Annotated in this window: 21 protein-coding genes; 10 read left to right on the top strand and 11 right to left on the bottom strand. The window is 60.6% G+C overall.

Features of this window, described 5'->3' with window-relative positions; genetic code table 11:
- Positions 1-45: 45 nt before the first annotated feature.
- The 7 genes from AC4PS6_RS06535 to AC4PS6_RS06505 form a co-directional block, all read right to left on the bottom strand.
- On the bottom strand, positions 46-672 hold the full coding sequence (locus AC4PS6_RS06535) for a response regulator transcription factor (protein ID WP_014717992.1): 627 nt from the start codon (positions 670-672) through the stop codon (positions 46-48).
- Positions 673-961: 289 nt separating this feature from the next.
- On the bottom strand, positions 962-1678 hold the full coding sequence (locus AC4PS6_RS06530; RefSeq protein ID WP_019821435.1) for an MgtC/SapB family protein: 717 nt from the start codon (positions 1676-1678) through the stop codon (positions 962-964).
- Between the two features lie 167 nt (positions 1679-1845).
- A complete protein-coding gene (gene mgtA, locus AC4PS6_RS06525; protein ID WP_014717990.1) occupies positions 1846-4551 on the bottom strand; it encodes a magnesium-translocating P-type ATPase in 2706 nt (901 codons plus the stop codon).
- 437 nt (positions 4552-4988) lie between these two features.
- Complete coding sequence (locus AC4PS6_RS06520) at positions 4989-5588, bottom strand: GNAT family N-acetyltransferase (RefSeq protein WP_323556233.1); 600 nt, start codon at positions 5586-5588, stop codon at positions 4989-4991.
- Between the two features lie 11 nt (positions 5589-5599).
- Entirely contained in the window at positions 5600-5941 is a 342-nt protein-coding gene (locus AC4PS6_RS06515; RefSeq protein WP_020303188.1) for an FKBP-type peptidyl-prolyl cis-trans isomerase, read from the bottom strand.
- Between the two features lie 257 nt (positions 5942-6198).
- On the bottom strand, positions 6199-6819 hold the full coding sequence (locus AC4PS6_RS06510; RefSeq protein ID WP_003190361.1) for a transglycosylase SLT domain-containing protein: 621 nt from the start codon (positions 6817-6819) through the stop codon (positions 6199-6201).
- A gap of 78 nt (positions 6820-6897) precedes the next feature.
- Positions 6898-7866 (bottom strand): hypothetical protein, encoded by a 969-nt coding sequence (locus tag AC4PS6_RS06505; protein ID WP_019821429.1) that lies wholly within the window; start codon positions 7864-7866, stop codon positions 6898-6900.
- Positions 7867-8069: 203 nt separating this feature from the next.
- Between AC4PS6_RS06505 and AC4PS6_RS06500 the strand changes: the two genes are divergently transcribed.
- Positions 8070-9566 (top strand): PAS domain S-box protein, encoded by a 1497-nt coding sequence (locus AC4PS6_RS06500; protein ID WP_014717983.1) that lies wholly within the window; start codon positions 8070-8072, stop codon positions 9564-9566.
- Positions 9567-9668: 102 nt separating this feature from the next.
- Positions 9669-9941, top strand: coding sequence for a DUF1652 domain-containing protein (locus tag AC4PS6_RS06495; protein WP_003190355.1), 273 nt, complete (start codon positions 9669-9671; stop codon positions 9939-9941).
- Here the strand turns inward: AC4PS6_RS06495 and AC4PS6_RS06490 are convergent.
- The 3 genes from AC4PS6_RS06490 to AC4PS6_RS06480 all read right to left on the bottom strand — a co-directional run bounded on the left by AC4PS6_RS06490 (position 9904) and on the right by AC4PS6_RS06480 (position 12204).
- Complete coding sequence (locus tag AC4PS6_RS06490; protein ID WP_336827255.1) at positions 9904-11097, bottom strand: MFS transporter; 1194 nt, start codon at positions 11095-11097, stop codon at positions 9904-9906. The genes AC4PS6_RS06495 and AC4PS6_RS06490 overlap by 38 nt on opposite strands.
- 88 nt (positions 11098-11185) lie before the next feature.
- Positions 11186-11494 carry an RcnB family protein gene (locus AC4PS6_RS06485; protein WP_336827254.1) on the bottom strand — a complete coding sequence of 103 codons (309 nt, stop codon included), beginning with the start codon at positions 11492-11494 and terminating at the stop codon, positions 11186-11188.
- A 218-nt stretch (positions 11495-11712) separates the two neighbouring features.
- Positions 11713-12204, bottom strand: coding sequence for an REP-associated tyrosine transposase (locus AC4PS6_RS06480; RefSeq protein ID WP_050587242.1), 492 nt, complete (start codon positions 12202-12204; stop codon positions 11713-11715).
- Between the two features lie 269 nt (positions 12205-12473).
- Here AC4PS6_RS06480 and AC4PS6_RS06475 point away from each other — a divergent pair, with 269 nt between their 5' ends.
- The 3 genes from AC4PS6_RS06475 (at position 12474) to AC4PS6_RS06465 (ending at position 16428) form a co-directional block, all read left to right on the top strand.
- A complete protein-coding gene (locus AC4PS6_RS06475) occupies positions 12474-13031 on the top strand; it encodes a helix-turn-helix domain-containing protein (protein ID WP_044483173.1) in 558 nt (185 codons plus the stop codon).
- An 11-nt stretch (positions 13032-13042) separates the two neighbouring features.
- On the top strand, positions 13043-14389 hold the full coding sequence (locus tag AC4PS6_RS06470) for a glutamine synthetase family protein (RefSeq protein WP_019821422.1): 1347 nt from the start codon (positions 13043-13045) through the stop codon (positions 14387-14389).
- Positions 14390-14568: 179 nt separating this feature from the next.
- Positions 14569-16428, top strand: a complete 1860-nt coding sequence (locus AC4PS6_RS06465) for a DUF3857 domain-containing transglutaminase family protein (protein WP_336827253.1) — start codon at positions 14569-14571, stop codon at positions 16426-16428.
- Positions 16429-16560: 132 nt separating this feature from the next.
- Here AC4PS6_RS06465 and AC4PS6_RS06460 read toward each other — a convergent pair whose 3' ends face one another.
- Positions 16561-17454: a LysR family transcriptional regulator gene (locus AC4PS6_RS06460; protein ID WP_014717977.1), complete on the bottom strand. Its 894-nt coding sequence runs from the start codon at positions 17452-17454 to the stop codon at positions 16561-16563.
- A gap of 128 nt (positions 17455-17582) precedes the next feature.
- Here AC4PS6_RS06460 and AC4PS6_RS06455 point away from each other — a divergent pair, with 128 nt between their 5' ends.
- The 5 genes from AC4PS6_RS06455 to AC4PS6_RS06435 all read left to right on the top strand — a co-directional run bounded on the left by AC4PS6_RS06455 (position 17583) and on the right by AC4PS6_RS06435 (position 24559).
- A complete protein-coding gene (locus tag AC4PS6_RS06455) occupies positions 17583-19250 on the top strand; it encodes a GMC family oxidoreductase N-terminal domain-containing protein (protein ID WP_198833458.1) in 1668 nt (555 codons plus the stop codon).
- Between the two features lie 91 nt (positions 19251-19341).
- Positions 19342-20964 (top strand): MFS transporter, encoded by a 1623-nt coding sequence (locus AC4PS6_RS06450; protein WP_133634843.1) that lies wholly within the window; start codon positions 19342-19344, stop codon positions 20962-20964.
- A 217-nt stretch (positions 20965-21181) separates the two neighbouring features.
- Positions 21182-23131, top strand: a complete 1950-nt coding sequence (locus AC4PS6_RS06445; RefSeq protein WP_198833500.1) for a DNA topoisomerase III — start codon at positions 21182-21184, stop codon at positions 23129-23131.
- Positions 23132-23263: 132 nt separating this feature from the next.
- Entirely contained in the window at positions 23264-23704 is a 441-nt protein-coding gene (locus AC4PS6_RS06440; RefSeq protein ID WP_014717973.1) for a CBS domain-containing protein, read from the top strand.
- 9 nt (positions 23705-23713) lie between these two features.
- Positions 23714-24559, top strand: a complete 846-nt coding sequence (locus tag AC4PS6_RS06435) for an NAD-dependent protein deacetylase (protein WP_200599396.1) — start codon at positions 23714-23716, stop codon at positions 24557-24559.
- The last annotated feature ends 163 nt before the right edge of the window (positions 24560-24722 follow it).

The following is a 24722-nucleotide window of genomic DNA, read 5'->3' as shown; positions in this document are numbered from 1 at the left end:
CCGTGGCGAACCTCATCAACGCGGTGGTGACCATTGCAGTTCGGATCAGATCAGATGGTTGCGCTGGGCAAACTTGGATAAGTGCACTACCGAGGACATTCGTAACTTCTCCTTGAGTCGAGTCTTGTAGGTACTGATAGTCTTGTGGCTCAGCAGCATTTGCTCGGCGATTTCCTTGTTACCCAGCCCCAGGGCCAGCATCTGCAACACGGTCAATTCACGATCCGACAGGCAGTCGATCATCTGCCGTTCCGTTTCTTGCAGATCGTCGCGACGCACCGAACTGGTCGGCAAGCTGGGGAAGCAACTGTAGCCCGACATGATGGCTTTGATAGCCTTTTGCAGCTCATCCAGTTCACCGGTCTTGGCGACGAACCCCATGGCACCGGAACGCATGCAGCGGGTAGAAAAAAACACCGCCAGGTAGGAGGTCAGTACCAGAATCTTGCATGGCAGGCCCAACGCCTTGATGCGGCTGATAACCTCCAACCCGCCTAATTTAGGCATCGCCAGGTCGAGGATAATCAGCTCGGGACGTTGCTCCCTCGCCAACTGCATGGCATCTGCGCCATCCCCTGCCTGAAAAATCTCATCAAACCCCTCCACTTTCAGGAGATATTTGACCGTCGCCCGGATAAACGGATGGTCATCCACAATTAATGCTTTGCTCATAAAACTTCCCTATGTGGACAAAATACCCTTACACATCACACCGGACCTGGGTACCTGTGAGAACTGACAGTTCCGACGAGCGGCGCTGCCCTCTGAGGACGGTAACGAGGCGGTGTCTGGCCCCTTCAATTAACTCAGCATAACCACGGACGCCGGACCTCAACGACCCAACAGCCGCAAGTGCCCAACCTTAGCAACGCAATGATGTTTCAACTGAAGGGATAATCCGGACTACATGTAGGATTTTTCCACAAACAAGCTTAGCCAATCCTGGCCAGCCCAAAGAAGATCAATCGGTGGTACTCGGGCTCCAGAAAGCCTGTACCACCAGGGTTGATGTTGAGAGGCGCGCCACCAGTGCATCCAGTTCATCGCCATCCACCGACGTGGCGGCCAGGATGGCCTCGATTTCCACTTCGTCGCTGCCGAATGGCCGCACATCGACATCACTGGCCGGGTAGTTGCAGCGGGCCAACTCGGCTTCCAGCAATGCCATCACCGCCTGTTGCTGACTGCGGCGCGCAATGACATAGAGGATATTGGTGACCTCTGCCGACACCACGTCCAAGGGTTGGCGGTTGATGTTATTGACGATCGGCCGCAGCAAGGTGTTGGCCGCCAGCACAAACAGCGTGCCCAGCAAAGCCTCGAGGATCAGATCGGCCCCGGCGCAGGCGCCCACCGCCGCCGAAGCCCAGAGGGTGGCGGCAGTGTTAAGCCCGCGTACATTGCCCTCCTCCCGCATGATCACACCCGCCCCCAAAAAGCCGATGCCCGACACCACGTAAGCGACCACGCGCACCGCGCCTTCCGCACCGCCCAGGCGGTTGGCCATGTCGACAAAGATCGCCGCGCCTACCGCCACTAGCACATTGGTACGTAAGCCGGCGGTGCGTTGGCGGTACTGGCGCTCGAACCCGATCAGGCCACCGAGAATAAACGCAGCGCTGAGGCTGACCACGGTGTCGACCAGGGAGTTGAGGTTGATGTTGTTGATTGCCTGCATAAAAAATCTCCATGAATGCAGCGACAAATTGAAAAACACCGCAGGTCCCTGTGGGAGCTGGCTTGCCTGCGATAGCGGTACACCGACCCATGAGTCTGGCGACTGATACACCGTCATCGCGGGCAAGCCCGGCTCCCACAGGGTTTGGCGATGTTGCATGGGATCTGTTACTGCCAGCCAAACCTGCGAATGTAGTAGCCCTTCACTGCCTGAGTCAGCGCCATGTAAGCCAGCAAAATCACCGGCAAGAACACGAAGTACAGCGACGGCAGCGCCTGCAATTTGAAGTAGTGCGCCAAAGGCCCCATCGGCAGGAATATCCCCACGGCCATGATCACGCCGGTCATCAGCATCAACGGCAGCGCTGCACGGCTTTGCAGGAACGGGATTTTCGGCGTGCGGATCATGTGCACGATCAGGGTCTGGGTCAGCAGCCCCACCACGAACCAGCCGGACTGGAACAGCGTCTGGTGGTCTGGAGTGTTGGCATCGAACACATACCACATGAGTGCGAACGTGGTGATGTCGAAGATCGAACTGATCGGCCCGAAGAACAACATGAAACGTCCCACTTCCCCGGGCTGCCAGCGTTGCGGCGTGGCCAGCATCTCGTCATCGACGTTGTCGAACGGAATCGCAATTTGCGAGATGTCATACAGCAGGTTTTGCACCAGCAGGTGCATCGGCAGCATCGGCAGAAACGGAATGAAGGCACTGGCTACCAACACCGAAAACACGTTGCCGAAGTTGGAACTGGCGGTCATCTTGATGTACTTGAGCATGTTGGCGAAGGTGCGCCGGCCTTCCAGCACGCCCTCCTCCAGGATCATCAGGCTCTTCTCCAGCAGGATGATGTCAGCCGCTTCCTTGGCGATGTCCACCGCACTGTCCACCGAAATCCCGATATCCGCCGTGCGCAACGCCGGAGCGTCGTTGATGCCATCGCCCATAAAGCCCACCACATGTCCGTTGGCCTTGAGCAGCCGTACGATGCGTTCCTTGTGGCTGGGGGTGAGCTTGGCAAACACATTGGTGGTTTCCACCGCCAGGGCCAGTTCGGCGTCGCTCATCGCCTCGATGTCGTTACCCATCAGCAAGCCTTGTTGCGCAAGACCCACTTCGCGGCAGATCTTCGCCGTGACCAGTTCGTTGTCGCCGGTCAACACTTTCACCGCCACGCCGTGGGCCTTCAGGGCCTTGAGGGCGGGGGCGGTGCTTTCCTTGGGTGGGTCGAGAAATGCCACATAGCCGATCAGCGTCAGGTTGTTTTCATCCGCCAGGCTGTAGGTATCACGCCCTGCCGGCATCGGCTGCGCCGCTACCGCCACCACCCGCAGCCCTTCTTCGTTAAAGGCTGCGGTCACCTGGCGAATGCGCGCCAGCAGTTCGTCGGTCAGCGCTTCATCGACGTCGCCATGGCGCACGCGGTTGCACACCGACAAAATTTCCTCCACCGCCCCTTTGCAGATCAACAAGTGCGGTTGATGCTGCTCGGCCACCACCACCGACATGCGGCGGCGGTTGAAGTCGAAGGGAATCTCGTCAACCTTGTTGAACGCGGTGCCGACTTTCAACTCGCGATGGATATCCACATGCTCGAGCACGGCCACATCCAACAGGTTTTTCAAGCCGGTCTGGTAGTAGCTGTTGAGGTAGGCCATTTCCAGCACGTCGTCCGACTCCTGGCCCCACACGTCCACATGGCGCGCCAGGAAAATCTTGTCCTGGGTGAGCGTGCCGGTCTTGTCGGTGCACAGCACGTCCATGGCGCCAAAGTTCTGGATCGCGTCCAGGCGCTTGACGATGACCTTTTTGCGCGACAGAAACACCGCGCCCTTGGCCAAGGTCGAGGTGACGATCATGGGCAGCATTTCCGGGGTCAGGCCGACCGCAATCGACAGCGCGAACAGCAACGCCTCGGTCCAGTCGCCCTTGGTGAAGCCGTTGATGAACAGCACCAGCGGCGCCATCACGAACATAAAGCGAATCAGCAACCAACTGACCTTGTTAACCCCCTGCTGGAACGAGGTGGTCGCACGGTCTGTCGCCGTGACGCGTTGCGCCAAGGCACCAAAATACGTGCTGTTGCCGGTGGCCAGGACCACCGCCGTGGCGGCGCCGGACACCACGTTGGTGCCCATGAACAGAATATTTTCCAGCTCCAGCGGGTTGCGCGTGTGGGCGTCCTGCTGGTGGGCAAACTTCTCCACCGGCATGGATTCACCGGTCATCGCCGCCTGGCTGACGAACAGGTCCTTGGCGCTGAGCACGCGGCAGTCCGCGGGGATCATGTCGCCGGCCGACAATACAATCAGATCGCCTGGCACCAGTTGTTTGATCGGCAGTTCAATGCGCTTGGCAGCATCGCGGCGCAGCACCGTCGCGGTGTTGCTCACCATGGCCTTCAAGGCGTCGGCGGCCTTGTTCGACTTGGCCTCCTGCCAGAAGCGCAACAGGGTCGAGAGCACCACCATGGAGAAAATCACCGTGGCGGCCTTCATGTCTTCGGTCAGCCAGGAGATCACCGCCAACAGAGTCAGCAGCAGGTTGAACGGGTTCTTGTAGCAATGCCACAGGTGCACCCACCACGGCAGCGGCTGCTCGTGTTCGACTTCATTGAGGCCGTACTGCACGCGCAGGGCGTCGGCCTCCTGAGTGTTCAGGCCCTCGGTGTGGCTGCCCAGCACGCCCAGCAATTGCACAGTGCTGCGGTTGGCAGACGCCACCAGTGTCTGCGCCAGGCTGGGCGGTACTTCGCGGCTGACACTGGCATCGGTCACGGTCTCCAGCATCGCCAGGCGGCGAAAATGCCGGGCGATATGCCGGGTCCGCAGGAAACCGGCGAAGAACTCTTTGAGCAAAGTGAGGTTCATGGTGTAACTCCTGCGCGAGGAAAAACCGTCGTGCAGGTACTGCCCGTCCACACCGCGCCCGTCACACAGGCACAGCCGAACCTGGCCCGCCCGCCGTAACAGGCAGGCGCGTCCGTAGCATCCAGGCGTTACCCAGGTGCTGGTCAGCGTCGATGAGAGGGAATCAGGCAGGTGCCAGGACTGGCCACCGCCGGGATGCCGCTTCTCGCTTTATGAGGCGAGACAACGGCATCTGGAAAATGCGCGTTACCTTGCCAAGTAGAGGCCGGTCACCGAAACCGGCCGACGACTGTCACTCGAACAAGTACCCACTGAGGGTCTCCGCTATTGATGAAAACGCGCGAAGCTTACGCCCCGATGTTGGCGGAGTAAACCGTAGGAAAGTGGCAGCCTGGTGAATAAGAAGATTCTTCAGGATGGGTTCAGGAACGCCTTTCTCAACCCCACGTTGGGCAATCCCGTTCGACCAGCGCCAGGTAGTTTTCAATGCTCGCGCTAGCCACAACCTTCACTTGGATAGACACCCTATTCACCTGCCGGCCCATCGTGATCCCCTCACGGGTGCGCACCTGTACATAGCCAAGCCTGGGCCAAAAACGCTCGGCTCTGGTATTGCCCACCACTACCGTCAGCCGTAGCCACTGAGCGCCCTTTGCCACCGCCCACGCCTCAAGGCCGGTGTGCAAACGCTGCGCCAGCCCGCTGCCGTGCCAGCGCGCATGCACCAGCAGTAACCCGATGTGCCACACCCCGGTGGCGAGCAAATCAGCGGCGATATTCACCACGGCGACCAAGTGGCCCTGCGCATCGCGGTAACCCAGCCAGTACAGGCGACTGCAATGCCAGCCAGCGGGCAATTGGCCGCGTAACTCTTCCCGTGCTTCGGTCGGGGTAGCCGGTTCGCCATTCACCGCGATGAAGTAATCGGGTGCCTGTTCAAAAAACTGCTGCAACTCAGCCTCATCGCAACCCAAAAGCTCAACCACCCGAATGCCTTCCAAGGAGCTGCCAGGCAACAGATGTAGATCAACGTCCATGTTCAACCTCTTCAATCCCGCGTCAGCACTTCCAGCAATTCAATCTCGAAGCGCAGGTTACTGTTGGGTTTGATATGCGCGCCCATCGAGCGCTCGCCATAGGCCAGGTGCGCGGGTACATACAACGTGCGCACGCCGCCAACCTGCATGCCCATCAAGCCCTGGTCCCACCCCTTGATCACGCGGCCAGTGCCGATCACGCACTGAAACGGTTTGCCCCGCTCCCAGGAGGAATCGAACACCGTGCCATCTTCCAGGGTACCGGTGTATTGGGTGGTGATCAGCGCGCCCTTGACCACGGCTTTGCCGTCGCCCAGGCGGATGTCTGTGACCTGCAGTTCATCGTGACTCATAGGGTTCTCATTGAAGGCGTGAAAAGGCTGGGGTTTTCCCAGAATCGGATGGGTTTGGCAAGTGCAGGGGAATGGCCAGCGTGATGGTGGACCGTTCGCTGGAATGCATACAGCCGCGTCAGAATCCAATGTGGGAGCTGGCTTGCCTGCGAAGGCGGTGTGTCAGTCAATGCCCCTGTGACTGCACGACCGCTTTCGCAGGCAAGCCAGCTCCCACATTGAATCTGCATGCATTCAGAGGTCGCTGTGTCGACCCTTTACAACCAATGCCAGAACCGGCTCCAGAACCCACGCCCCAACTCATCCTTGCACCCGGCATATTGGCGCGCATACATCTGCGAACGCGCCTGTACCTTGCTCGCTACCGGCGGCAGCCAGGCTTTGCTGGCGTAGGTGCGCTGGCGGTAGCCGCCCCAGCCTTCGTGGTAGTTCAGGTATTGGCCATAGGCGTCGTACTTGTAGACGCCATTGATGGTGTAGGTCTTGTCCATGTACCAGCCGATGAAATCGATGGCGTCGTCGAAGTCTTCGCGATCAGCGCCACTGCGGCCGGTGGCTTTGCGGTAGTCGTTCCACACTTCATCCTTGGCCTGGGCATAGCCGGAAGCCGTGGAGACGCGGCCCCAAGGGATGATCCACAGCAGGTATTTACGCGGGGTCTTGGCGTCGTGGCGAAAGCCCGACTCCTGATACATGATGGCGAACGGCACCTGGATCGGTACACCCCAGCGCTTTTGCGTGACCTTGGCGGCGTCGTACCAGTCGTCTTTTTCGCGCAAGATACCGCAGAGGTCGTTGGGCGTGCGTGGCGGCGAGGTGCCGCACGCCGCCAACAGGGAAGTGAGTAATAACAGTCCGACGGCTTTGCCTGCGCTCAAGGGTCACCTTTGTGGGATAAGGGTAAAATGCCAGCATTTTACCCCTTCACACAGGCGGCGTCCTTGCCGCAGACATCTTTAAGCCAAAGGCACGCGACGGGTAGTCAGCGCGATACGACCAATAAAGAAGCTCAACGCCGCACCCAACAGCAGCATGGCCAAGGTGCTCCAGGCGGCGCGGGACAGTTGCTTGGCAGCGACTTCACCGGCTTCACGGGCTTTCTGTTCAGCCTGTTTTTTCAGCTCATCGACTTTTTGCATGGCTTGCTGATAAGCCTGGGCATAGTTGTCGACGATCTGGGTGGCTTCTTCTTTGCTCTTGCCAGTGCGGGCCGCGACGATGTTGACCAGCGCCTCTTTATCCGCTGCATTCAATGCTGGCTCGCCGGACGCTTTCACACGTTCGAACCATTGCTTGAGCTCATCACCGGCCTGGGCAGGATTGGTCGCTGCATCGGTAGCCGACTGCTTGCCATCGGCAGCTGCCTGATCGGCTTTCTGCTCGACATTGGCAGGGTCCAGTTCAGCCTTGCCGCTCTGCTTGAGCAACGTATCCAGTTGGCCTTGCAGGCTGTTCCAGTCCAGCTCGATGCCCTGCTCATTCAACTGTTGCTTGATGCTATTGCCAATCCCCGGCGCGGCGGCAGCAATGCCACTGCCCGCAGCAGACAGACCTTTACCCACCACGTTGCCGGCCGTACCGACTACGCTGGAAGCCAGGCCCGCCAACAGCCAAGTGGTGAGCAAGGTGGTCAAGGTCCAGGTCAGCACCCCATGCAGACCGCCACGATCCGGCGCGGTGCGGCCGGCCACGAAGGCGCCCAACGCGATGGCGACCAGTGTCGATACAAACAGCCAGATACCCGCACCCGTGCCAAAACCGCTCAACGGGTTGCCCGCTTCCATCGGGTCAACGGCACTGGCGCCAATGGCGGTGCCCAACACGCTCAAAACCAGGTAGGTGACCAGTGCGATTGCACTACCGGCCAATACCGAGCTCCACGACACTCGAAACAGCGATCGATTGGTTTCATAGACAGTGGTCATACAAAGGTCCTTTTCAAATTGAGGAGCAAGGCAATGCGCCTTGATGGGTGTGAGTGTGGCGAAACGACATACGTTCAGTCCTGGCCCATATGCACCAGGCGACCTGGTGCATTCGCACTGCCCCGTGGGCAATTACTCTGCACTATCCTGAGGCCAGGATGTCGTAACCCAATGTGCCTTGCCCTGCCCTAATCGGAGACGTTATGACCCAGGATGTTCTCGCCAAAGAAACCAACCGCCGCCAACTGCAGACCATCATCTCGGGACTGTCCGACGGTGTGATTCTGGCCGAGGTCGACCAGACCATTCTGTGGGCCAATGAAGCGGCGTTGACCATGCATGGGGTCAGCGAGGTCAAGGAACTGGGCGCCAATACCGAGGCGTACGCCAAGCGCTTTGCCCTGCGCTATCGCAACAACCATCCCTTGCCACTGGACAGCTACCCCCTCAGCCGCGTGGCTGCCGGTGAAGAGTTCAGCGATGTGGTGGTGGAAGTCACGCCCGCCGACGACGAACACCGCAGTTGGGTACATCGCCTGCGCAGCCTGGTGCTGACCGATGCCCAGGGTGAGCCGGAGTTGCTGGTGCTGATCCTCAGCGACGCCACCGAATGGGCCAGCGCCGAGCAACGTTTTGAGAAAACCTTCAACGCCAACCCGGCGCCCGCCGTGATCTGTCGCCTCAGCGACCTGCGCTACATCAAGGTCAACCAGGGTTTTTTGGAGATGACCGGCTACAACCGCGACCAGGTCATCGGCAAATCCGTGTATGAACTGGATGTGCTGGAACAGGCCGAGCGCAAGGACCTGGCGATCCAGCGCCTGGGCGAAGGCGCGACCATCCCGCAGATGCAGGCCGAACTGAGACTGCCCGAAGGTGGCAGCAAACTGGTGATCGTCGCCGGCCAACCGTTGGACATGAACGAGGAAGACTGCATGCTGTTTTCCTTCACCGACCTGGAGCCACGGCGTAAAGCCGAGATCGCCCTGCGCCAGAGCGAAGAACGCTTCGCCAAATCCTTCCGCCTGACGCCCGTGCCGACCCTGGTATGCAGTGCCGACAACCGCCAGGTGGTAGACATCAACGAAGCCTTCATGAGCATCACCGGCTACATCAGCGAGGAATTGATCGGCAAATCCATCGAAGACATCAACTTCATCGACAGCCCCCAGGCCGGCGCGCAGTTGTTCGCCACCCTGGAAAAAGCCGGCAACCTTGAAGGCCAGGACCTCAAGGTGCGCAAGAAAGGCAACGAGGTGATCGACTGCGTGGTATCCGCCGACACCGTGATTATCCAGGACGTGCCCTGCTACCTGATGGTGCTGATGAACATCACCGAGCGCAAACGCTCGGAGCTGGAACTGGTGGCGGCCATCGAGGAAGTCATGCAGGACGCGTCCTGGTTCAGCCAGACCCTGATCGAGAAGCTGGCCAACGCCAAGAGCGTCAACAGCCCCAACCTGCCGAATGTTTCCTTCACCGACCTCACCGCCCGCGAGCGCGATGTATTGGGCCTGATCTGCGAGGGCCTGGCGGACAAAGAGATCGCCTCGCGCCTGAAACTGGCGCCCAACACCGTGCGTAACCATGTGGCCACGGTGTATTCCAAGCTGGGGGTGCACAGCCGTAGTGCAGCGATCGTCTGGGCTCGTGAACGCGGGCTGTTTGCCGGTGATTTGCGCCTGAAAAACAAGCCCTGACCCTGCAAATGCACTAGTGCGTCTAGTGCGAATTCGCCTTATTGAGCGGCGGTGCAAGCAATAACCTTCAAGGGATCGTATTTATGCCTAGAAGGAACCCGCATGTTTACCCTATCTCAGCTGCGCAACTGCATCGAAGAAGGCCTGTCACCGCTGACGTGCGAATTCACCCTGTGCCGGGACGCGTCCTTGACCCTCAAGGTCTACGATGCCGAGACCGGCCGCGTCGACCTGGTGGTCACTGGCATCAGCACCAACCGCCTGCAGACCCCGCAGGAAGTGGCAAAAATGGTGGATGAGTTGCGCTACGAGCTGCAAAGCAACAACGTCGGCAAGCTCACGCTGGATGATTTGCCTTTATCGCCGCTCCCATGAAATAAAACACCCCGCCGGCAACGATAAACGCCCCCAGCATGTAGAACATGTAATGGGCCGGCAGGCTGACCAACACCAGCCCACACAGCACCGGCCCCAGCGCGGCACCGAGGTTGGACAGGTTTTGCGCCCCGTAATACATGCCCCGCAGGTGGTCCGGGGCAATTCGGTCGATAAACATGTACTCGGCCGGGAACACGATGATCTCCCCGACGGTGAACACTGCCATCGCCAGCACCCAGCCCACCACGCTGGTGGACAGCCCGAAGCCGATCAACCCCAGCATGAACATGCTCAAGCCAGCGCTCAGCCACTGGCTCAGGTAACGGTGCGAGATGCGCCGGCCAATCAGGTACTGCAAGGCAATCACTAGCACGGCGTTGGTGGTCAGCACCGCGCTGATCACCGTGTAGGTGTATTCGGCGGTCGTGGTGGTCACCAGGTATTGCGACAGGTAGGCCGTGAACTGGCCGAACACCACCGCGCTGAGTAAACCGCCGAGGGTGAAGCACACCAGGCGACGGTCCTGCAGCAAAACGCGGGCGACGGCAAGGAACGGCAGCGGCTTTTGCGTGGTGTCCACCGTGGCCAAGTTACGGTCACCCCAGCGCCCATACAGCAGAAAAAACCCCAGCCCCAACAGCGCCGACAGAACAAACGGCAAGCTGATATCCAGCTTGGCCACCATCGCGCCAAAGAACGGCCCTACGGCATAGCCGATATTGGTGAGGGTGTACTTGATGGAAAATACTTCGCTGCGCGCGTCTTCGGGCAGCAGGCTGGCGAAGCCGGCTTTCACCGCAATATCAATGACGGCGTAGGCCAGGTTGATCAGGATCAGGCAGCCATAGAACGCCCAGATATTCTGCGCCAGCACCGTACCGATAAACCCCAGCACAAACACCAGGCTCAAGCCGAGCAACAGGCGATAGCTATTGATGCGGTCGACCAGGAAACCGCCGTAGACACTGAGTAGTGAACCGACGATCAGCGAACTGCCGATTACCAGGCCGACCTGGGTAATGTCCAAGGCGAAGTGGCTGGTGAGGTAGATCACGAGATAAGGAAAGGTGATGGCCTTGGCCAGCGTCAGCAGCAACGTGGCGCACAGCAACAGGTTCACAGTGCGGGGGTAGTTTCTGATGGTGGCAAGCATCCTGCTCTCGTTCTTCAAAGGTAACGCGACCATTGCGGTCGGTTACCTTAACGCAAGAAACATGAAGCGAGCAGGTGCCCCGGCGGAATTATTTCTTGACTGGCGTAATCTCCAGGATGGTGCCGTTGGTGGTCTTGAGCAGGACGTACTTGTCACCTACACGCGCCCATTGGCTTTCTTCTTCGGGCTGTTGGAGCCCGCGTTTTTTCCAGTCTTTAATCGCTGACTCCTCGCGCATCAAGATGTCCGGGGCGCGATCACCCTCTTTCAAGTCACGGGCGTTGATGTTTGAAGGTTGCACGGTTTCCTGAGGGGTATCGCCGGCCTGCACGACAGCGCTGACGGAGGAAAAGCTGGCAGCGACCAGCAGGCAAGCGGCTAAGGTTTTCGACTTCATGGGTGCTCCTTCAATTAATGGTGCGTACCCAGGTTCCGACCGCGGCGGCGCGCAATCATTCAGCCGTATTTCCCTGCGGACAGAGATTGCTCCCGCTGGGCTGCGCAGCGGCCCCAACCCATTCACCGCATGTTTTCAGTGGGTACGCGGTCGGGCTTTTTGGGGCCGCTTCGCGGCCCAGCGGGAGCAAGCTCCCTCGCCACAGTGGGGGTACACCGTTATAGCCAGGCGGCGTCCCAGAGTGAGTAGTCGCCAACATGCCCGGCCAGTCCGGCTCGCAGTGGGTTGGCGATGATGTAGCGAGCAGCCTTGATAAGGTCTCCCTCGGCTCGCACCGCACGATCGTGATAGCCGTTCTGCCAGAAAGCACCCTGTGTGCGACGGGCTCGGTTGATGGTCAGTGTGCTTCGCGACTTCACTCGCTTCATCACTTCAGACAGCGTCGCGCTTCGCAATTCAAATAACCAGTGAAGGTGATCCGGCATAATGACCCAGGCCAAAGAGTTGACCAGCTCAAGGTCATGGGCTCGTTTGAGCTCGGCAACCAATAGCCGCCCCAGGTAAATATCGGCAAATACCGGACGACGCTGATAAACCACGGTAGTTACCAAATAAGCTCGACCAGGTTCCGAATAACGGCCACGTCGCAACAAATGAGAGTTGGGCTTGTGAAGCAATCCTTTGCTCCCCTGAATGGTTGAATGGTCCATTCAACCTAGCAGGCACCTGAGATGTCCCTGCCCAATACAGTTTCCCCATATTTCCCAATCCTTTGTGGCGAGGGAGCTTGCTCCCGCTGGGGTGCGCAGCAGCCCCAAAAAGCCACACCGCGCATCCACTGAACGCATGCGGTGAATGGGGTGGGGCCGCTTCGCTGCCCAGCGGGAGCAAGCTCCCTCGCCACAAGGGTTTGTGCATAGGGTTTGCGAGCGTGAAAATAATCGTGTAATTTTTCATGAAATTATTCGATATAAATTTCATGACCCCACAAGAAGAACTCGCCACCCTCGCGGCGCTGATCCACGACCTGCGCAAGCACAAGAAGCTCACCCTGGCCCAACTTGCGCAAAAAATCGAACGATCGGTGGGATTTCTGTCCCAGGTCGAACGTGGCCTGTCGCGCCCGACCGTGGCCGATTTAACCGCCATCAGCCACGCCCTCGACGTGCCCACCACGTATTTCTACAGCCTGCCCAAACCCAAGGCGGTGGATTGGGTGACCCGCCCCAACGAGCGGCGCACGGTGTATTACGCCAACGGCATCACCGACATCCTGGTGTCGCCGAGCATGAACGGTGCGTTCTCGATGCTTGACAGCCTGTTGGCCCCCGGTGCCAACAGCGGCGAACAGAGCATGAGCGACCGTGCCGAACAGGCCGGATTTGTGCTCGAAGGCGAGTTGACCCTGTGGGTGGATGACGAAGCCGAGCCAGTCACCCTCGGCCCCGGCGACAGCTTCCACCTCGCCAGTTTCGCCCACTGCCGCTACGCCAACCTGACCGACCTGCCCGCCCGCGTCTTGTGGGTTTACAACTAGGAGCTGCGCCCGTGAAAAGCCATTCCTCCACGTTGCTGGCCGAAGTACGGAGCTTTCGCCAGAACCACCCCGACGTGCGCTATGTCGACCTGATCGCCCTGGACATTCCCGGGCATTTCTACGGCAAGCGCTACCCAGTGGAGATGCTTGAAAAAATCGCCGCCGGCAGCCCGCTGAAGCTGCCGCAGAATGCGGTGCTACTGGGGGCCCAGGGTGGGCTGTTCAAGATTGGCGACTACTGCTTCAACGATGGCGACCCGGACGCCAATCGCCGATTGGTGCCCGGCACGCTCAAACCGGTGAACTGGGAGTCGCAGCCATTGGGGCAAATGCTCATCACCTCGGACGGCACCGAAGCGCCCATCGAGTTCGAACCCCGCGAAGTCCTGGCCAAGGTGCTGGAACGCTTGCAGCATCAGGGCATTCATCCCGTGGTGGCGTTTGAGCTGGAGTTCTACCTGTTCGATAAACAGCTGGAAAACGGCCTGCCGCAATTTGCCCGCGACCCGCTCAGTGGGGATGCCGACGACCAGCCCAACCTGCATATCGAACGGCTGTCGCGTTTCAGCGACGTGCTCGACGACATGGCGCAAACCGCCAAGGACCAAGGCATCGACATCACGGTGATCACCGCCGAGATCGGCCCCGGCCAGTTCGAGATCAACTTCGGCCACTGCGATGACGGCCTGCGCGCCGCCGACTGGGCCGCCCTGTTCTGCCGTAGCACCCGTGGCGTCGCGCTCAAGCATGGTTACCGCGCCAGCTTCATGGCCAAACCCTACCTGCAATTTCCCGGCAGCGGCATGCACGTGCATGTCAGCCTTTACGACGCAGCGGGCAATAACTTGCTAGCGGCCCATCAGCAGCAGCCATTGCGCCACGCCGTAGCCGGTTGCCTGGAATTACTGCCCCACTGCATGCCGATTTTCTCGCCCAACCACAATGCCTTCCGCCGCCTGGGCGGCACGGTTAACGCTGCGACGCGGGCGAGCTGGGGCTTTGAAGACCGCGATGCCTGTGTGCGCATCCCCGAGTCCGACCCGCGCAACCTGCGGATCGAGCACCGCCTGGCCAGCGCCGATGCCAACCCTTACCTGGTGCTGGCGGCGATCCTGGTGGGCCTGGAGCATGGGCTTGAGGCCAAGCGCGAACCCATCGCGCCACTGAACGAGGACCGCAACAGCGGCGCCGATTTCCCGGTGGAAATGCTCGACGCCGTGCGTGCCATGCAGCAACAACCAGTACTGCGCGACAAGCTGGGCGCGGAATTTGTCGAGGTGTATTGCGAGAACAAACGCCAGGACCACCTGGCTTTCCAGCAGGAGATCCAGGCGCGGGAATATCGCTGGTTCCTCTAAGCGCGTGACGCGCTCGCGGCATAAAAACCTTGATCCAAATCAAAGAAAGGCTCTAGCACGGGCCTTTCAGCCCGATAAATTGTCGAACAATCCTGGCCTTTGCCGTTGAGATCCATTATCATCCGGCGCCTTCTCGCTACCCGCCGGGTAGCTGTTTCAATGTGTCACCCGAGGCGCCCATGTACCGTTTTCCGTTCCACCGCCCTTTGATTTTGATCAGTCTGGGGCTGGTTTCCCATTCCGTCAGCGCGGCCCTGCAACCCATAGCCGAAGCCCCGCTGGCCAGTGACACCGAGCTGCACTGCCACTTCAACCGCGACGCCAGCACTGACTGCACCACCACCTACCGCTACACAATTCTCAAGGCCAACGGCCGCGAAATGCTCTCGCGCATCGACTTCGACTACTCCGAAGCCGACACCTTTGAAGTGGTCAGTGCACAGTCCACTCAGCCTGGCGCCAAGCCGGTCGCCCTGGCTGCCACGCAAATCGATACCCGCAGCGCACCCAACCCGGACCAAGGCTTCAGCCGCGACAAGCAAACCTCCCTGGCCTTCCCCAACCTGCGCGTGGGCACGCAGATCCGCTACACGGTACGCCAGCATTACCCGGCCAAACCGCTGATGACTCAGTTCCACTATGTGCTCAAATTCGGGCCCAGCTCAGCCCGCCGCGATCGCTTCAAGGCGCGCTTTACCGCCGAACGGCCGATCCAGTGGCGAAGTGAATTGTTCGACGGTTTCAAGGTAACGCCTTCGAGCAACGGCAAGACCCTGGACGTGGTGCAAAAAGCCCCGACCTACCTCAACTACATCAATGAATCCTCCGCCGCCGCACTGCTGCGCGTCCCACGCCTGGAAGTGGGCAGCGCCGTGGACCGCCAGGCGTACTTCGGTGATTTCGCCCAGCGTTACAACCAGATCCTCGGCGCCACCCTGCCGGCGCAAGCCGCCACCGCGGTGGCCGCCGCACGCAGCCTGGCGCCGGCTGAGCAAGTGGCCGCGCTGATGCAGCACATCAATGATCACTACCGCTACCTGGGTGACTGGCGCGCGACCGAGCGCGGCTATGTGCCGTTCAGCCTGGCGGAAATCGAGCAGCACGGCTACGGCGACTGCAAGGACCTGGCGACCCTGCTGACGGCCATGCTCAAGGCCAGCGGCATCAAGGCTGAGACCGCGTGGGTCAGCCGTGGCGACGTGGTCGATGCCTTGCTGATCCCCGGCACCCAGGCGCCGAACCATGCCATCGTGCGTGCCGAAGTGAATGGACAGGTGTGGTGGCTTGACCCGACCAACCCGGTCTTCGCCCCTGGCCAAACCATGCCCGACATTCAGGACCGCTGGGTATTGGTAAACGATGCGCAGGGCCAGGTGCGCGAAGAACACATCCCACTGGAGCGCCCCGAAGTCTCGATACGCCTGGACAAACAGGTGCAGTACGGCAAAGAGGGAGATGGCGCGGTCAAGGCGACTATTACCTTCAGCCGCTTGCCGTTGATGCAACTGAGCGTCGCAGACCGCCAGCAAGGCACCACCGCCACCGACCAGAACATCTGCGCCAACTTCGGCAATGACATCAGCGACTGCCAGATCACCCGCGAACCCACCCGCTTTGTGGTACATGACGGCTACAGCGTCACCGCCCGCATGAACGATCAGCGCGCCCTGGAAAAACTGGCCAATGACTATGTCTACACCGACCCGTCCTTGAAAGACCGCTGGGAGGGCTACATCAACTATCGCCGCCAGGGGCAACAGGCTGACCTCTACCTGGGCAACCCAGAGACCTACGACTACACCTACACCCTGGCTGGCGGGAAGATGGAAAAAGCCATCCCCGGCTGCAAGGTGCGCTCGCCCTGGTACGACCTCGACCTGGACGGCAAACTTGAGGACGGCTCGCTGCGCTACCACTATCGCCTGAGCCAGAAAAAGCGCTGGCTGACCCATGCCGAAGTCACCAGCGATGCGTTCGGAAAGATGATTGAAGAGGCTCGGGCCTGTGCCGAGCAGGTGCATCAGGTAGTAAAGTTCTAGACTGCCCCTGACACACCCCGATCCAAATGTGGGAGCTGGCTTGCCTGCGATGGCGGTGTATCAGCCACTCATGTGCAAGCTGACACGCCGCCATCGCAGGCAAGCCAGCTCCCACCGTTTAATCCGTGTGCGTCAGCGGGATTCACCGAGCAACAAGCCCTGCTCCCGCGCGCACAACCCCACTACATAATCCCACAACACCCGCAACCGCACCGACTTGTGCAGCTCCCGGCGCGAGCTGATCCAATAGCTGCGCTGAATGCCCTCTGCCGGCAACAACGGCACCAACGCCTCATCGCCAGCTGCCATGAAACACGGCAACACCGCAATCCCCAACCCCGAACGCGCCGCCTGGTGCTGGGCGATCACGCTGGTGCTGTGGAACACCACCTTGGGGCTACGGCAGAAGCTGTTGAGGAACTTCAGTTCCTGGCTGAACAGCAAGTCATCGACATAATCGATCCAGGCATGGGCAGCGAGGTCTTCACGTTTTTCGATGGGCGGGTTACGCGCCAGATAGGCACGGCTGGCGTACAGCGCCAGGCGATAATCGGTGAGTTTGCGCGTCACCAGTTGGTCGGCGCTGGGGCGTTCCAAGTGAATGCTGATCTCCGCCTCGCGGTTGAGGATGCTGACAAAGCGCGGCACCGCGACCAGCTCCACCTCCAACCCTGGGTAGCGTTCAAATAGCCCGCCCATGCGTGCGGCCAGAAACATCACGCCCAGGCCTTCGGCTACGCCGAGGCGGATCTTGCCCAGGGGCGCAGCAGAATGGGTGAGTTCATCTTCGGCCAGCAGTGCCACATTTTCCATAGCCTCGGCATGCTTGAGCAACGCTTCGCCGGCGGGCGTCAGTTCATAGCCCTGGGCGTGCTGCACGAACAGCGCCGTGCCGAGGCTTTTCTCGATGGCGTCGATGTGCCGCGCCACGGTGGCATGCGTGGTTTTCAGGCGTTGGGCGGCGGTGAGCAGGCGGCCACTGCGCTGCAACTCGAGAAAAAACCGCAGGTCATTCCAGTCGAACATATCGCCTCCAGAGCCTGGGCCAGCCGGCGTTGTTTAAAAACGCACAGCGGGTGGGTAAAAACTAACATTTTTAAGACGAAAACTAACAACTAGGATGGGCCCAATAAGAAAAACAAGCGAGGCCCCAGATGCCCAATGCAACTGCTGAATACGATTACATCGTCGTCGGCGCCGGCCCTGCCGGATGCCTGCTGGCCAATCGTCTGTCCGCCAACCCGGCTCACCGTGTCCTGCTGCTGGAAGCCGGTGGCCGCGACAACTACCCCTGGATCCATATCCCCGTCGGCTACCTGTTCTGCATCGGCAACCCACGCACCGATTGGTGCTTCAAGACCCAACCCCAAGCCGGCCTGCAGGGGCGCGCCTTGAGTTACCCACGGGGCAAAGTGCTGGGCGGCTGCTCGTCCATCAACGGCATGATCTACATGCGCGGCCAGGCCCAGGACTACGATGGCTGGGCGGCGGCGGGCAACGCGGGCTGGGCTTGGAAAGACGTACTGCCGCTGTTCAAACAGAGCGAAAACCATTTTGCCGGCGGCTCTGAATTCCACAGCGAGGGCGGCGAGTGGCGCGTCGAGCAACAGCGCCTGTCGTGGCCGATCCTCGATGCGTTTCGTGAGGCGGCGGCTCAAAGCGGCATCGCCAATATCAATGACTTCAACCAGGGCGACAACGAGGGCTGCGGTTACTTCCAGGTCAACCAGAAAGCCGGTGTGCGCTGGAATGCGGCCAAGGCGTTCCTCAAGCCGATCCGCCAGCGCCCCAACCTCGCCGTGCTGACTGATGTAGAGGTTGAGCGTGTGCTACTGGAAAACGGTCGTGCCTCGCAGGTACTGGGACGCCAACACGGCCAGGCACTGAGCTGGAAGGCGCGCAAGGAGATTGTGCTGTGCGCCGGCTCCGTGGGTTCACCGGGGATTCTGCAACGCTCAGGGATCGGCCCTTCCCATGTGCTCAAGCCGCTGGGTATCAACGTGGTGCACGAGCTGCCAGGGGTTGGTGGCAACCTGCAAGATCACCTGCAACTGCGCCTGATCTACAAGCTGGAGAATGCCCGCACCCTGAACCAGATCGCCGGTACCTTGTGGGGCAAGATGGGCATGGGCCTGCGCTACCTGTACGACCGCAGCGGCCCGCTGTCGATGGCGCCCAGCCAGCTTGGCGCGTTTGCCCGCTCCGGCCCGGAGCAGACCTCGGCCAACCTGCAATACCATGTGCAGCCACTGTCCCTGGAACGCTTTGGCGAACCGTTGCACGGCTTCCCGGCATTTACCGCGTCGGTCTGCGACCTGCGCCCGCAAAGTCGCGGCCGGGTGGATATCCGCTCGACCAACCCGGCGGATGCGCCGCTGATACAACCTAATTACCTCAGCCACCCCGAAGACTTGCGCGTGGCCGCCGACGCTATTCGCCTGACCCGGCGCATCGTCGCCGCTCCGGCCCTGAGCCAGTTCAAACCGGTGGAATACCTGCCCGGCGAAGCCCTGCAAACTGAAGAACAACTGCACGAGGCCGCTGCACGGATCGGCACCACGATTTTCCATCCGGTGGGCACCTGCCGCATGGGCGATGACAAAGACGCCGTGGTCGACAGCCAACTGCGCGTACACGGCATTCCCGGCCTGCGCATTGCCGATGCGTCGATCATGCCGCGCATCACCTCCGGCAATACCTGCTCACCCACGCTGATGATCGCGGAGAAGGCCGCACAGCTGATTCTGTCACCCAACACTGCAGGAGCGAGCTTGCTCGCGAAAAACCCACCAGCACCGCGCACCACAGGGCACCCCGCGTAATCATTAACGCTATATGAAGTTGAAAAACACCGGCGCCGAGGTTGGCGCCGACAGTGGAAAAACAATAAATAATCACTGTGAGGGACACCCGATGTCAGAACATGCTCAACCCCTGGGCTCGGCGGCCAGTGCAAGTACCGCCAACGAATCAAGAAAGGTCATCTTCGCCTCCTCTTTGGGGACGGTGTTCGAGTGGTATGACTTTTTCCTCTACGGCGCCCTGGCGGCGGTGATCAGCAAGCAGTTTTTTGCCGGGGTCAACGACACCACGGCGTTTATCTTTGCCTTGATGGCTTTCGCCGCAGGCTTTGTGGTGCGGCCATTCGGTGCGCTGGTGTTCGGCCGGCTGGGCGATATGATCGGGCGCAAGTACACCTTCCTCGTGACCATCATCCTGATGGGCGTGGCAACCTTCTGCGTCGGGTTGCTGCCGACCTACGCCAGCATCGGCATTGCCGCACCGATCATCCTCATTGTGCTGCGCATGCTGCAGGGCCTGGCGCTGGGCGGTGAGTACGGCGGCGCCGCTACCTACGTGGCCGAGCATGCGCCACCGGGCAAGCGCGGCCTGCACACCAGCTGGATTCAGTCCACCGCCACCCTCGGCTTGCTGCTGTCGCTGCTGGTGGTGCTGGCCTGCCGTTACTTCACCGGCGATCAGTTCGAAGTGTGGGGCTGGCGCATTCCGTTCCTGTTTTCCATCGTGCTGCTGGGCATCTCGACCTGGATCCGCATGAGCCTGCACGAATCGCCCGCCTTCTTGAAGATGAAAGAGGAAGGCAAGGCCTGCAAGGCGCCGATTCGCGAGTCCTTCGGCAAGTGGGAAAACCTCAAGGTGGTGCTGATCGCGCTGTTCAGCATCAACGGCGGGCAGGCGGTGACCTTCTACGCAGCGCAGTTTTATGTGCTGTTCTTCCTCACCCAGTTCCTGCGCATGGACCCAGCCCTAGCCAATATGCTGTTGATCATCAGCGTGGTGATCGGCGCACCGTTCTTTATCCTGTTTGGCTGGCTATCGGACAAGGTCGGGCGCAAGCCGGTGCTGATGCTCGGCCTGCTGTTGGCGACCGCGCTGTACTTCCCGATCTTCAAGGGCCTGGCGCACTACACCAACCCCGCAATGGACCAGGCCAGCCAACAGGCGCCGATCACCGTACTGGCCGACCCGGCCACCTGCACTTTCCAGTTCGACCCGGTGGGCAAGGCACGTTTTGACAGCCCCTGCGACAAGGTCAAGACCTTCCTGGTCAAACAGGGGCTGCCCTACAGCAGCGCCGCCGCCCCTGCGGGCAGCCCGGTGCAAGTGAGCGTCGGCGATGTGCGTATCGACGGTTTTGATGAAGCGGCCCTGCGTGGCGCCGTGGCCCTGGCCGGTTACCCGTCATCGGCAGATGCGGCCCAGGTCAACAAGGTGATGGTGGTGGTGCTGATCGTGGTGCTGATTTTCATCGCCGCCATGTGCTACGGGCCCTTGGCGGCGCTGATGGTGGAGCTGTTTCCGACGCGCATCCGCTACACCTCGATGTCGCTGCCCTACCACATCGGTAACGGCTGGTTTGGCGGGTTCCTGCCCACTGTGTCGTTTGCCCTGGTGGTGTACACCGGCGATATCTTCTATGGGTTGTGGTACCCGGTGGTGGTGACGGGCGTGAGCCTGATCGTCGGGTTGTTCTGCCTCAAGGAAACCCGGCATGTGGATATCGAAAAAAACTGATACCTCTCCCTTGTAGGAGCTCGCTCGCGAAGAACCTGAGAGCAACGCGGGGCACCAGGCGCCCCGCGGCATCGTTAACGACCTTCGCGAGCAAGCTCGCTCCTACAGCGACGTATGGCACCCACACAAATTGCTGTACATCCATACAGATAATGGTTGCTCAAACCCCTTCAAATAAGCATCCTGCAAGGCATCAACCCGATCTGATGTGATGACCATGCGGCTGTACCTCTGTGAAAAACCCTCCCAGGCCAAGGATATCGCGGCTGTGCTTGGCGCCAGCCGCCGTGGCGATGGGTGCTGGCTGGGTAATGGAGTCACGGTCACCTGGTGCATCGGCCACCTGCTGGAAACCGCCCCGCCCGACGCCTACGACGCCAAATACAAACGCTGGGTGCTGGCCGACCTGCCGATCGTCCCGGAAAAATGGAAGATGCTGGTCAAGCCCAAGACCGCCAGCCAATACAAGGCCGTCAAGCGCTTGCTGGGCGAAGCCCAGGAACTGGTGATCGCCACCGACGCCGACCGTGAAGGCGAGATGATCGCCCGTGAACTGGTAGAACACTGCCGCTACCGCGGGCCGATCCAGCGGCTGTGGTTGTCGGCGCTCGACGACGCCTCCATTCGCAAGGCCCTGGCGGCGCTCAAACCCGGTGCAGAAACCTTCAGCCTGTATCATTCGGCCCTGGGGCGCTCGCGTGCCGACTGGCTGATCGGCATGAACATGAGCCGCCTGTTTACCCTGCTGGGGCGCCAATCCGGTTACCAGGGCGTGCTGCCGGTAGGCCGCGTGCAAACCCCGACCCTGCGCCTGGTGGTGGACCGTGATCGCAGCATTGCCGACTTCGTGCCGGTGGCCTATTGGGCCATTGATGTCGACCTGCGTCACGAGCACATGACCTTCACCGCCCAATGGCGCGCCCCTGACGATGCCTGTGACGACCAGGGCCGTTGCCTCAACCCGCAACTGGCGCGGGACGCCGCCGACGCCATGCTCAACGCCGCCACGGCGCGACTGGTGAAACTGCGTACCGAGCGCATGCGCGAAGTGGCGCCCCTGCCCTTCGACCTCGGCACCTTGCAGGAGATCTGTTCGAAGAAGCTCGGCCTGGGCGCCCAGGAAACCCTGGACATCGCTCAATCCCTGTACGAAACCCACAAGGCCATCACCTACCCGCGCAGCGATTGCGGCTACCTGCCGTTGAGCCAGCACAGTGAAGCGCCGAAGATTCTTGCGGCGCTGGGCCGTGCGGACACGGCGGTCAACGAGCTGATGTCGCACATCGACCCTCGGCGCCGTTCGCGGGCCTGGAACGACGCGAAAGTCAGCGCCCACCACGGCATCATCCCCACCGGAGCCGGTAAGGAGGTCAGCCAACTGACCGGCAAGCACCGTGCGGTCTATACGCTGATTCGTGCGCGCTACCTGGCGCAGTTCCTGCCCAACCATGAATACGACCGCACCCAGGCCGATTTCGACTGTGCCGGCCACGCGTTGCGCGCGGTGGGCAAAGTCATCATCGAGCCGGGCTGGAAACGCGCCTTGCCCGAAGCGCTGGCACCCGCCAAAGGTCGCGAAGCGCCTGCGCCCCAAGCGTTGCCGACGCTGGTGCAGGGCCACGACTACGCCGTGGCCAAGGTCAACCTCAAGGACCTGTGGACCCAGCCGCCCAAGCCCTTTACTGAAGGCGACCTGATCAAGGCCATGAAAAACGTCGCCAAGCTGGTGGAGGACCCGTTGCTTAAGCAAAAACTCAAGGACACCACTGGCATCGGCACCGAGGCCACCCGCGCCGGGATCATCCAGGGCTTGCTGGACCGCGGTTATCTGGTGAAAAACGGCAAGGCCCTGTCGGCAACCCCGGCCGCGTTCAGCCTGATTGACGCAGTGCCCCGCGCCATCGCCGACCCCGGCACCACCGCCATCTGGGAACAGGCACTGGACATGGTGCAAAGCGGCGAAATGAGCCTGGAGGAATTCGTCGCCAAGCAAGCGGCGTGGATGAGCAAGCAGGTGGCACGCTGTAACGGCATGCGCATGACTATCACTGGCCCCGCCAGCCCGGCTGGACGAGGTGCAACGCCTTGGAAAAAGAAACGCAAGGCCGCCCCGCGCAAGGCCGGCGCCAGCCCCAAACGCGGGAAAAAGCCGGTAAATGCGGGATAGATACCGAAAAAAACCGGCACATGACGTTTTTCGACAGGTTTAACGCCGCATTGGCCCTTGCTCCGGCGAGTTCGGTCTAGGATTCTGTAGGGGATCTGGACTACCAACAACAACAACACCGGAGTGGCCGCCATGAAGACCGTTGCACAACTGCTGAAAGCCAAGGATCAGAAAAACCAGGACGTCCACACGATCAAATGGGACCACACCGTGTTTGAAGCGCTGGTGCGGATGTCCGAGAAAAACGTCGGTGCCTTGCCAGTGGTCAAGGATGACGTGGTGGTCGGCATCATCAGTGAACGGGATTACGCGCGCAAAATCATGCTCAAGGGCCTCTCGTCGGTCACCACCAAGGTCCATGAGGTGATGAGCTCGCCGGTGATCACGGTGGATACTCACAAGAGTGTCGAGGCATGCATGAACATCATGACCGACAGTCACCTGCGCCACCTGCCGGTGGTCGAAGACGGCAAACTGCTGGGCCTGCTGTCCATCGGTGACCTGGTCAAGGAAGCGATTGCCGAACAAGCGGCCTTGATCCAGCAGCTGGAACAGTACATCCGCGGCGAATAGGGGGAACCCATGCTCGACACGCTGGACCATCAGGAAGATCACCTCGACACCCTGCACCGGGCCATGACCGGCCGGCGTTTCCTGGTGCTGACCGGCGCAGGGATCAGTACATCTTCAGGTATCCCGGATTACCGGGACGGGGAAGGTGTACGCCGGGGCAAGCCACCGATGATGTACCAGGAATTCCTCGCCACTCCCGAGGCGCGGCGCCGCTACTGGGCGCGGGCGATGCTGGGGTGGCCACGGGTGCGCATTGCCCAGCCGAACAAGGCCCACCTGGCGCTCGCGACGCTGCAGCACCGTGGCCACATCAGCGGGCTGATTACGCAGAACGTCGACACCCTGCATGACCAGGCCGGCAGCCAGGGTGTGATCGAGCTGCATGGCAGCTTGCATCGGGTGCTGTGCCTGGATTGCCAATTGCGTAGCGAGCGCGACGTGATCCAGCGGCAGATGGAGGTCGATAACCCGCACATGGCACAGGTTCATGCGGTGCAAGCGCCGGATGGCGACACCTTGCTCGATCCGGCCTTTGAACAGCGCTTCCAGGTACCCCACTGCCCACATTGCAATGGCGAACGGCTGAAACCGGATGTGGTGTTCTTTGGCGAGAACGTCGCACCAGCGACGGCGCTCAAGGCAATGACGGCGGTAGAGCATGCCGAAGGACTGTTGGTGGTGGGGTCATCGCTGATGGCCTATTCGGCGTTTCGCCTGTGCAAGGCGATGGTCGATCAGGGTAAGCCGGTGATCGCCATCAACCTGGGCAAGACTCGGGGTGATGAGCTGTTGCAGGTGAAGATCCAGGCCTCGTGCGAGCGGCTATTACCCTTACTGTCCGAGAGATTGAGATAGCGACGCATCAACATGTGGGAGCTGGCTTGCCTGCGATAGCAGTGTGTCAGGCGAACATGTACTCACTGACACATCGCCATCGCAGGCAAGCCAGCTCCCACAGGGGATCTGCGTAAACTCGCCACCAAAACCCTGCGACCCACCGCACAGAAAATGACGCCCA

The organism is Pseudomonas sp. DW-iso17 (assembly GCF_058725345.1).
Note: the sequence above shows the minus strand (reverse complement) of the source record. Positions and strands in the feature narration are given on the sequence as shown.

Coding starts and splice junctions, on each gene's coding strand:
- AC4PS6_RS06460 (WP_014717977.1), bottom strand. CDS start 17,454: ATGTTCGACTGGAATGACCTGCGGTTTTTTCTCGAGTTGCAGCGCAGT.
- AC4PS6_RS06435 (WP_200599396.1), top strand. CDS start 23,714: ATGCTCGACACGCTGGACCATCAGGAAGATCACCTCGACACCCTGCAC.
- AC4PS6_RS06495 (WP_003190355.1), top strand. CDS start 9,669: ATGTTTACCCTATCTCAGCTGCGCAACTGCATCGAAGAAGGCCTGTCA.
- mgtA (WP_014717990.1), bottom strand. CDS start 4,551: ATGAACCTCACTTTGCTCAAAGAGTTCTTCGCCGGTTTCCTGCGGACC.
- AC4PS6_RS06505 (WP_019821429.1), bottom strand. CDS start 7,866: ATGACCACTGTCTATGAAACCAATCGATCGCTGTTTCGAGTGTCGTGG.
- AC4PS6_RS06440 (WP_014717973.1), top strand. CDS start 23,264: ATGAAGACCGTTGCACAACTGCTGAAAGCCAAGGATCAGAAAAACCAG.
- AC4PS6_RS06490 (WP_336827255.1), bottom strand. CDS start 11,097: ATGCTTGCCACCATCAGAAACTACCCCCGCACTGTGAACCTGTTGCTG.
- AC4PS6_RS06480 (WP_050587242.1), bottom strand. CDS start 12,204: ATGGACCATTCAACCATTCAGGGGAGCAAAGGATTGCTTCACAAGCCC.
- AC4PS6_RS06445 (WP_198833500.1), top strand. CDS start 21,182: ATGCGGCTGTACCTCTGTGAAAAACCCTCCCAGGCCAAGGATATCGCG.
- AC4PS6_RS06475 (WP_044483173.1), top strand. CDS start 12,474: ATGACCCCACAAGAAGAACTCGCCACCCTCGCGGCGCTGATCCACGAC.
- AC4PS6_RS06465 (WP_336827253.1), top strand. CDS start 14,569: ATGTACCGTTTTCCGTTCCACCGCCCTTTGATTTTGATCAGTCTGGGG.
- AC4PS6_RS06535 (WP_014717992.1), bottom strand. CDS start 672: ATGAGCAAAGCATTAATTGTGGATGACCATCCGTTTATCCGGGCGACG.
- AC4PS6_RS06455 (WP_198833458.1), top strand. CDS start 17,583: ATGCCCAATGCAACTGCTGAATACGATTACATCGTCGTCGGCGCCGGC.
- AC4PS6_RS06500 (WP_014717983.1), top strand. CDS start 8,070: ATGACCCAGGATGTTCTCGCCAAAGAAACCAACCGCCGCCAACTGCAG.
- AC4PS6_RS06485 (WP_336827254.1), bottom strand. CDS start 11,494: ATGAAGTCGAAAACCTTAGCCGCTTGCCTGCTGGTCGCTGCCAGCTTT.
- AC4PS6_RS06530 (WP_019821435.1), bottom strand. CDS start 1,678: ATGCAGGCAATCAACAACATCAACCTCAACTCCCTGGTCGACACCGTG.
- AC4PS6_RS06450 (WP_133634843.1), top strand. CDS start 19,342: ATGTCAGAACATGCTCAACCCCTGGGCTCGGCGGCCAGTGCAAGTACC.
- AC4PS6_RS06515 (WP_020303188.1), bottom strand. CDS start 5,941: ATGAGTCACGATGAACTGCAGGTCACAGACATCCGCCTGGGCGACGGC.
- AC4PS6_RS06520 (WP_323556233.1), bottom strand. CDS start 5,588: ATGGACGTTGATCTACATCTGTTGCCTGGCAGCTCCTTGGAAGGCATT.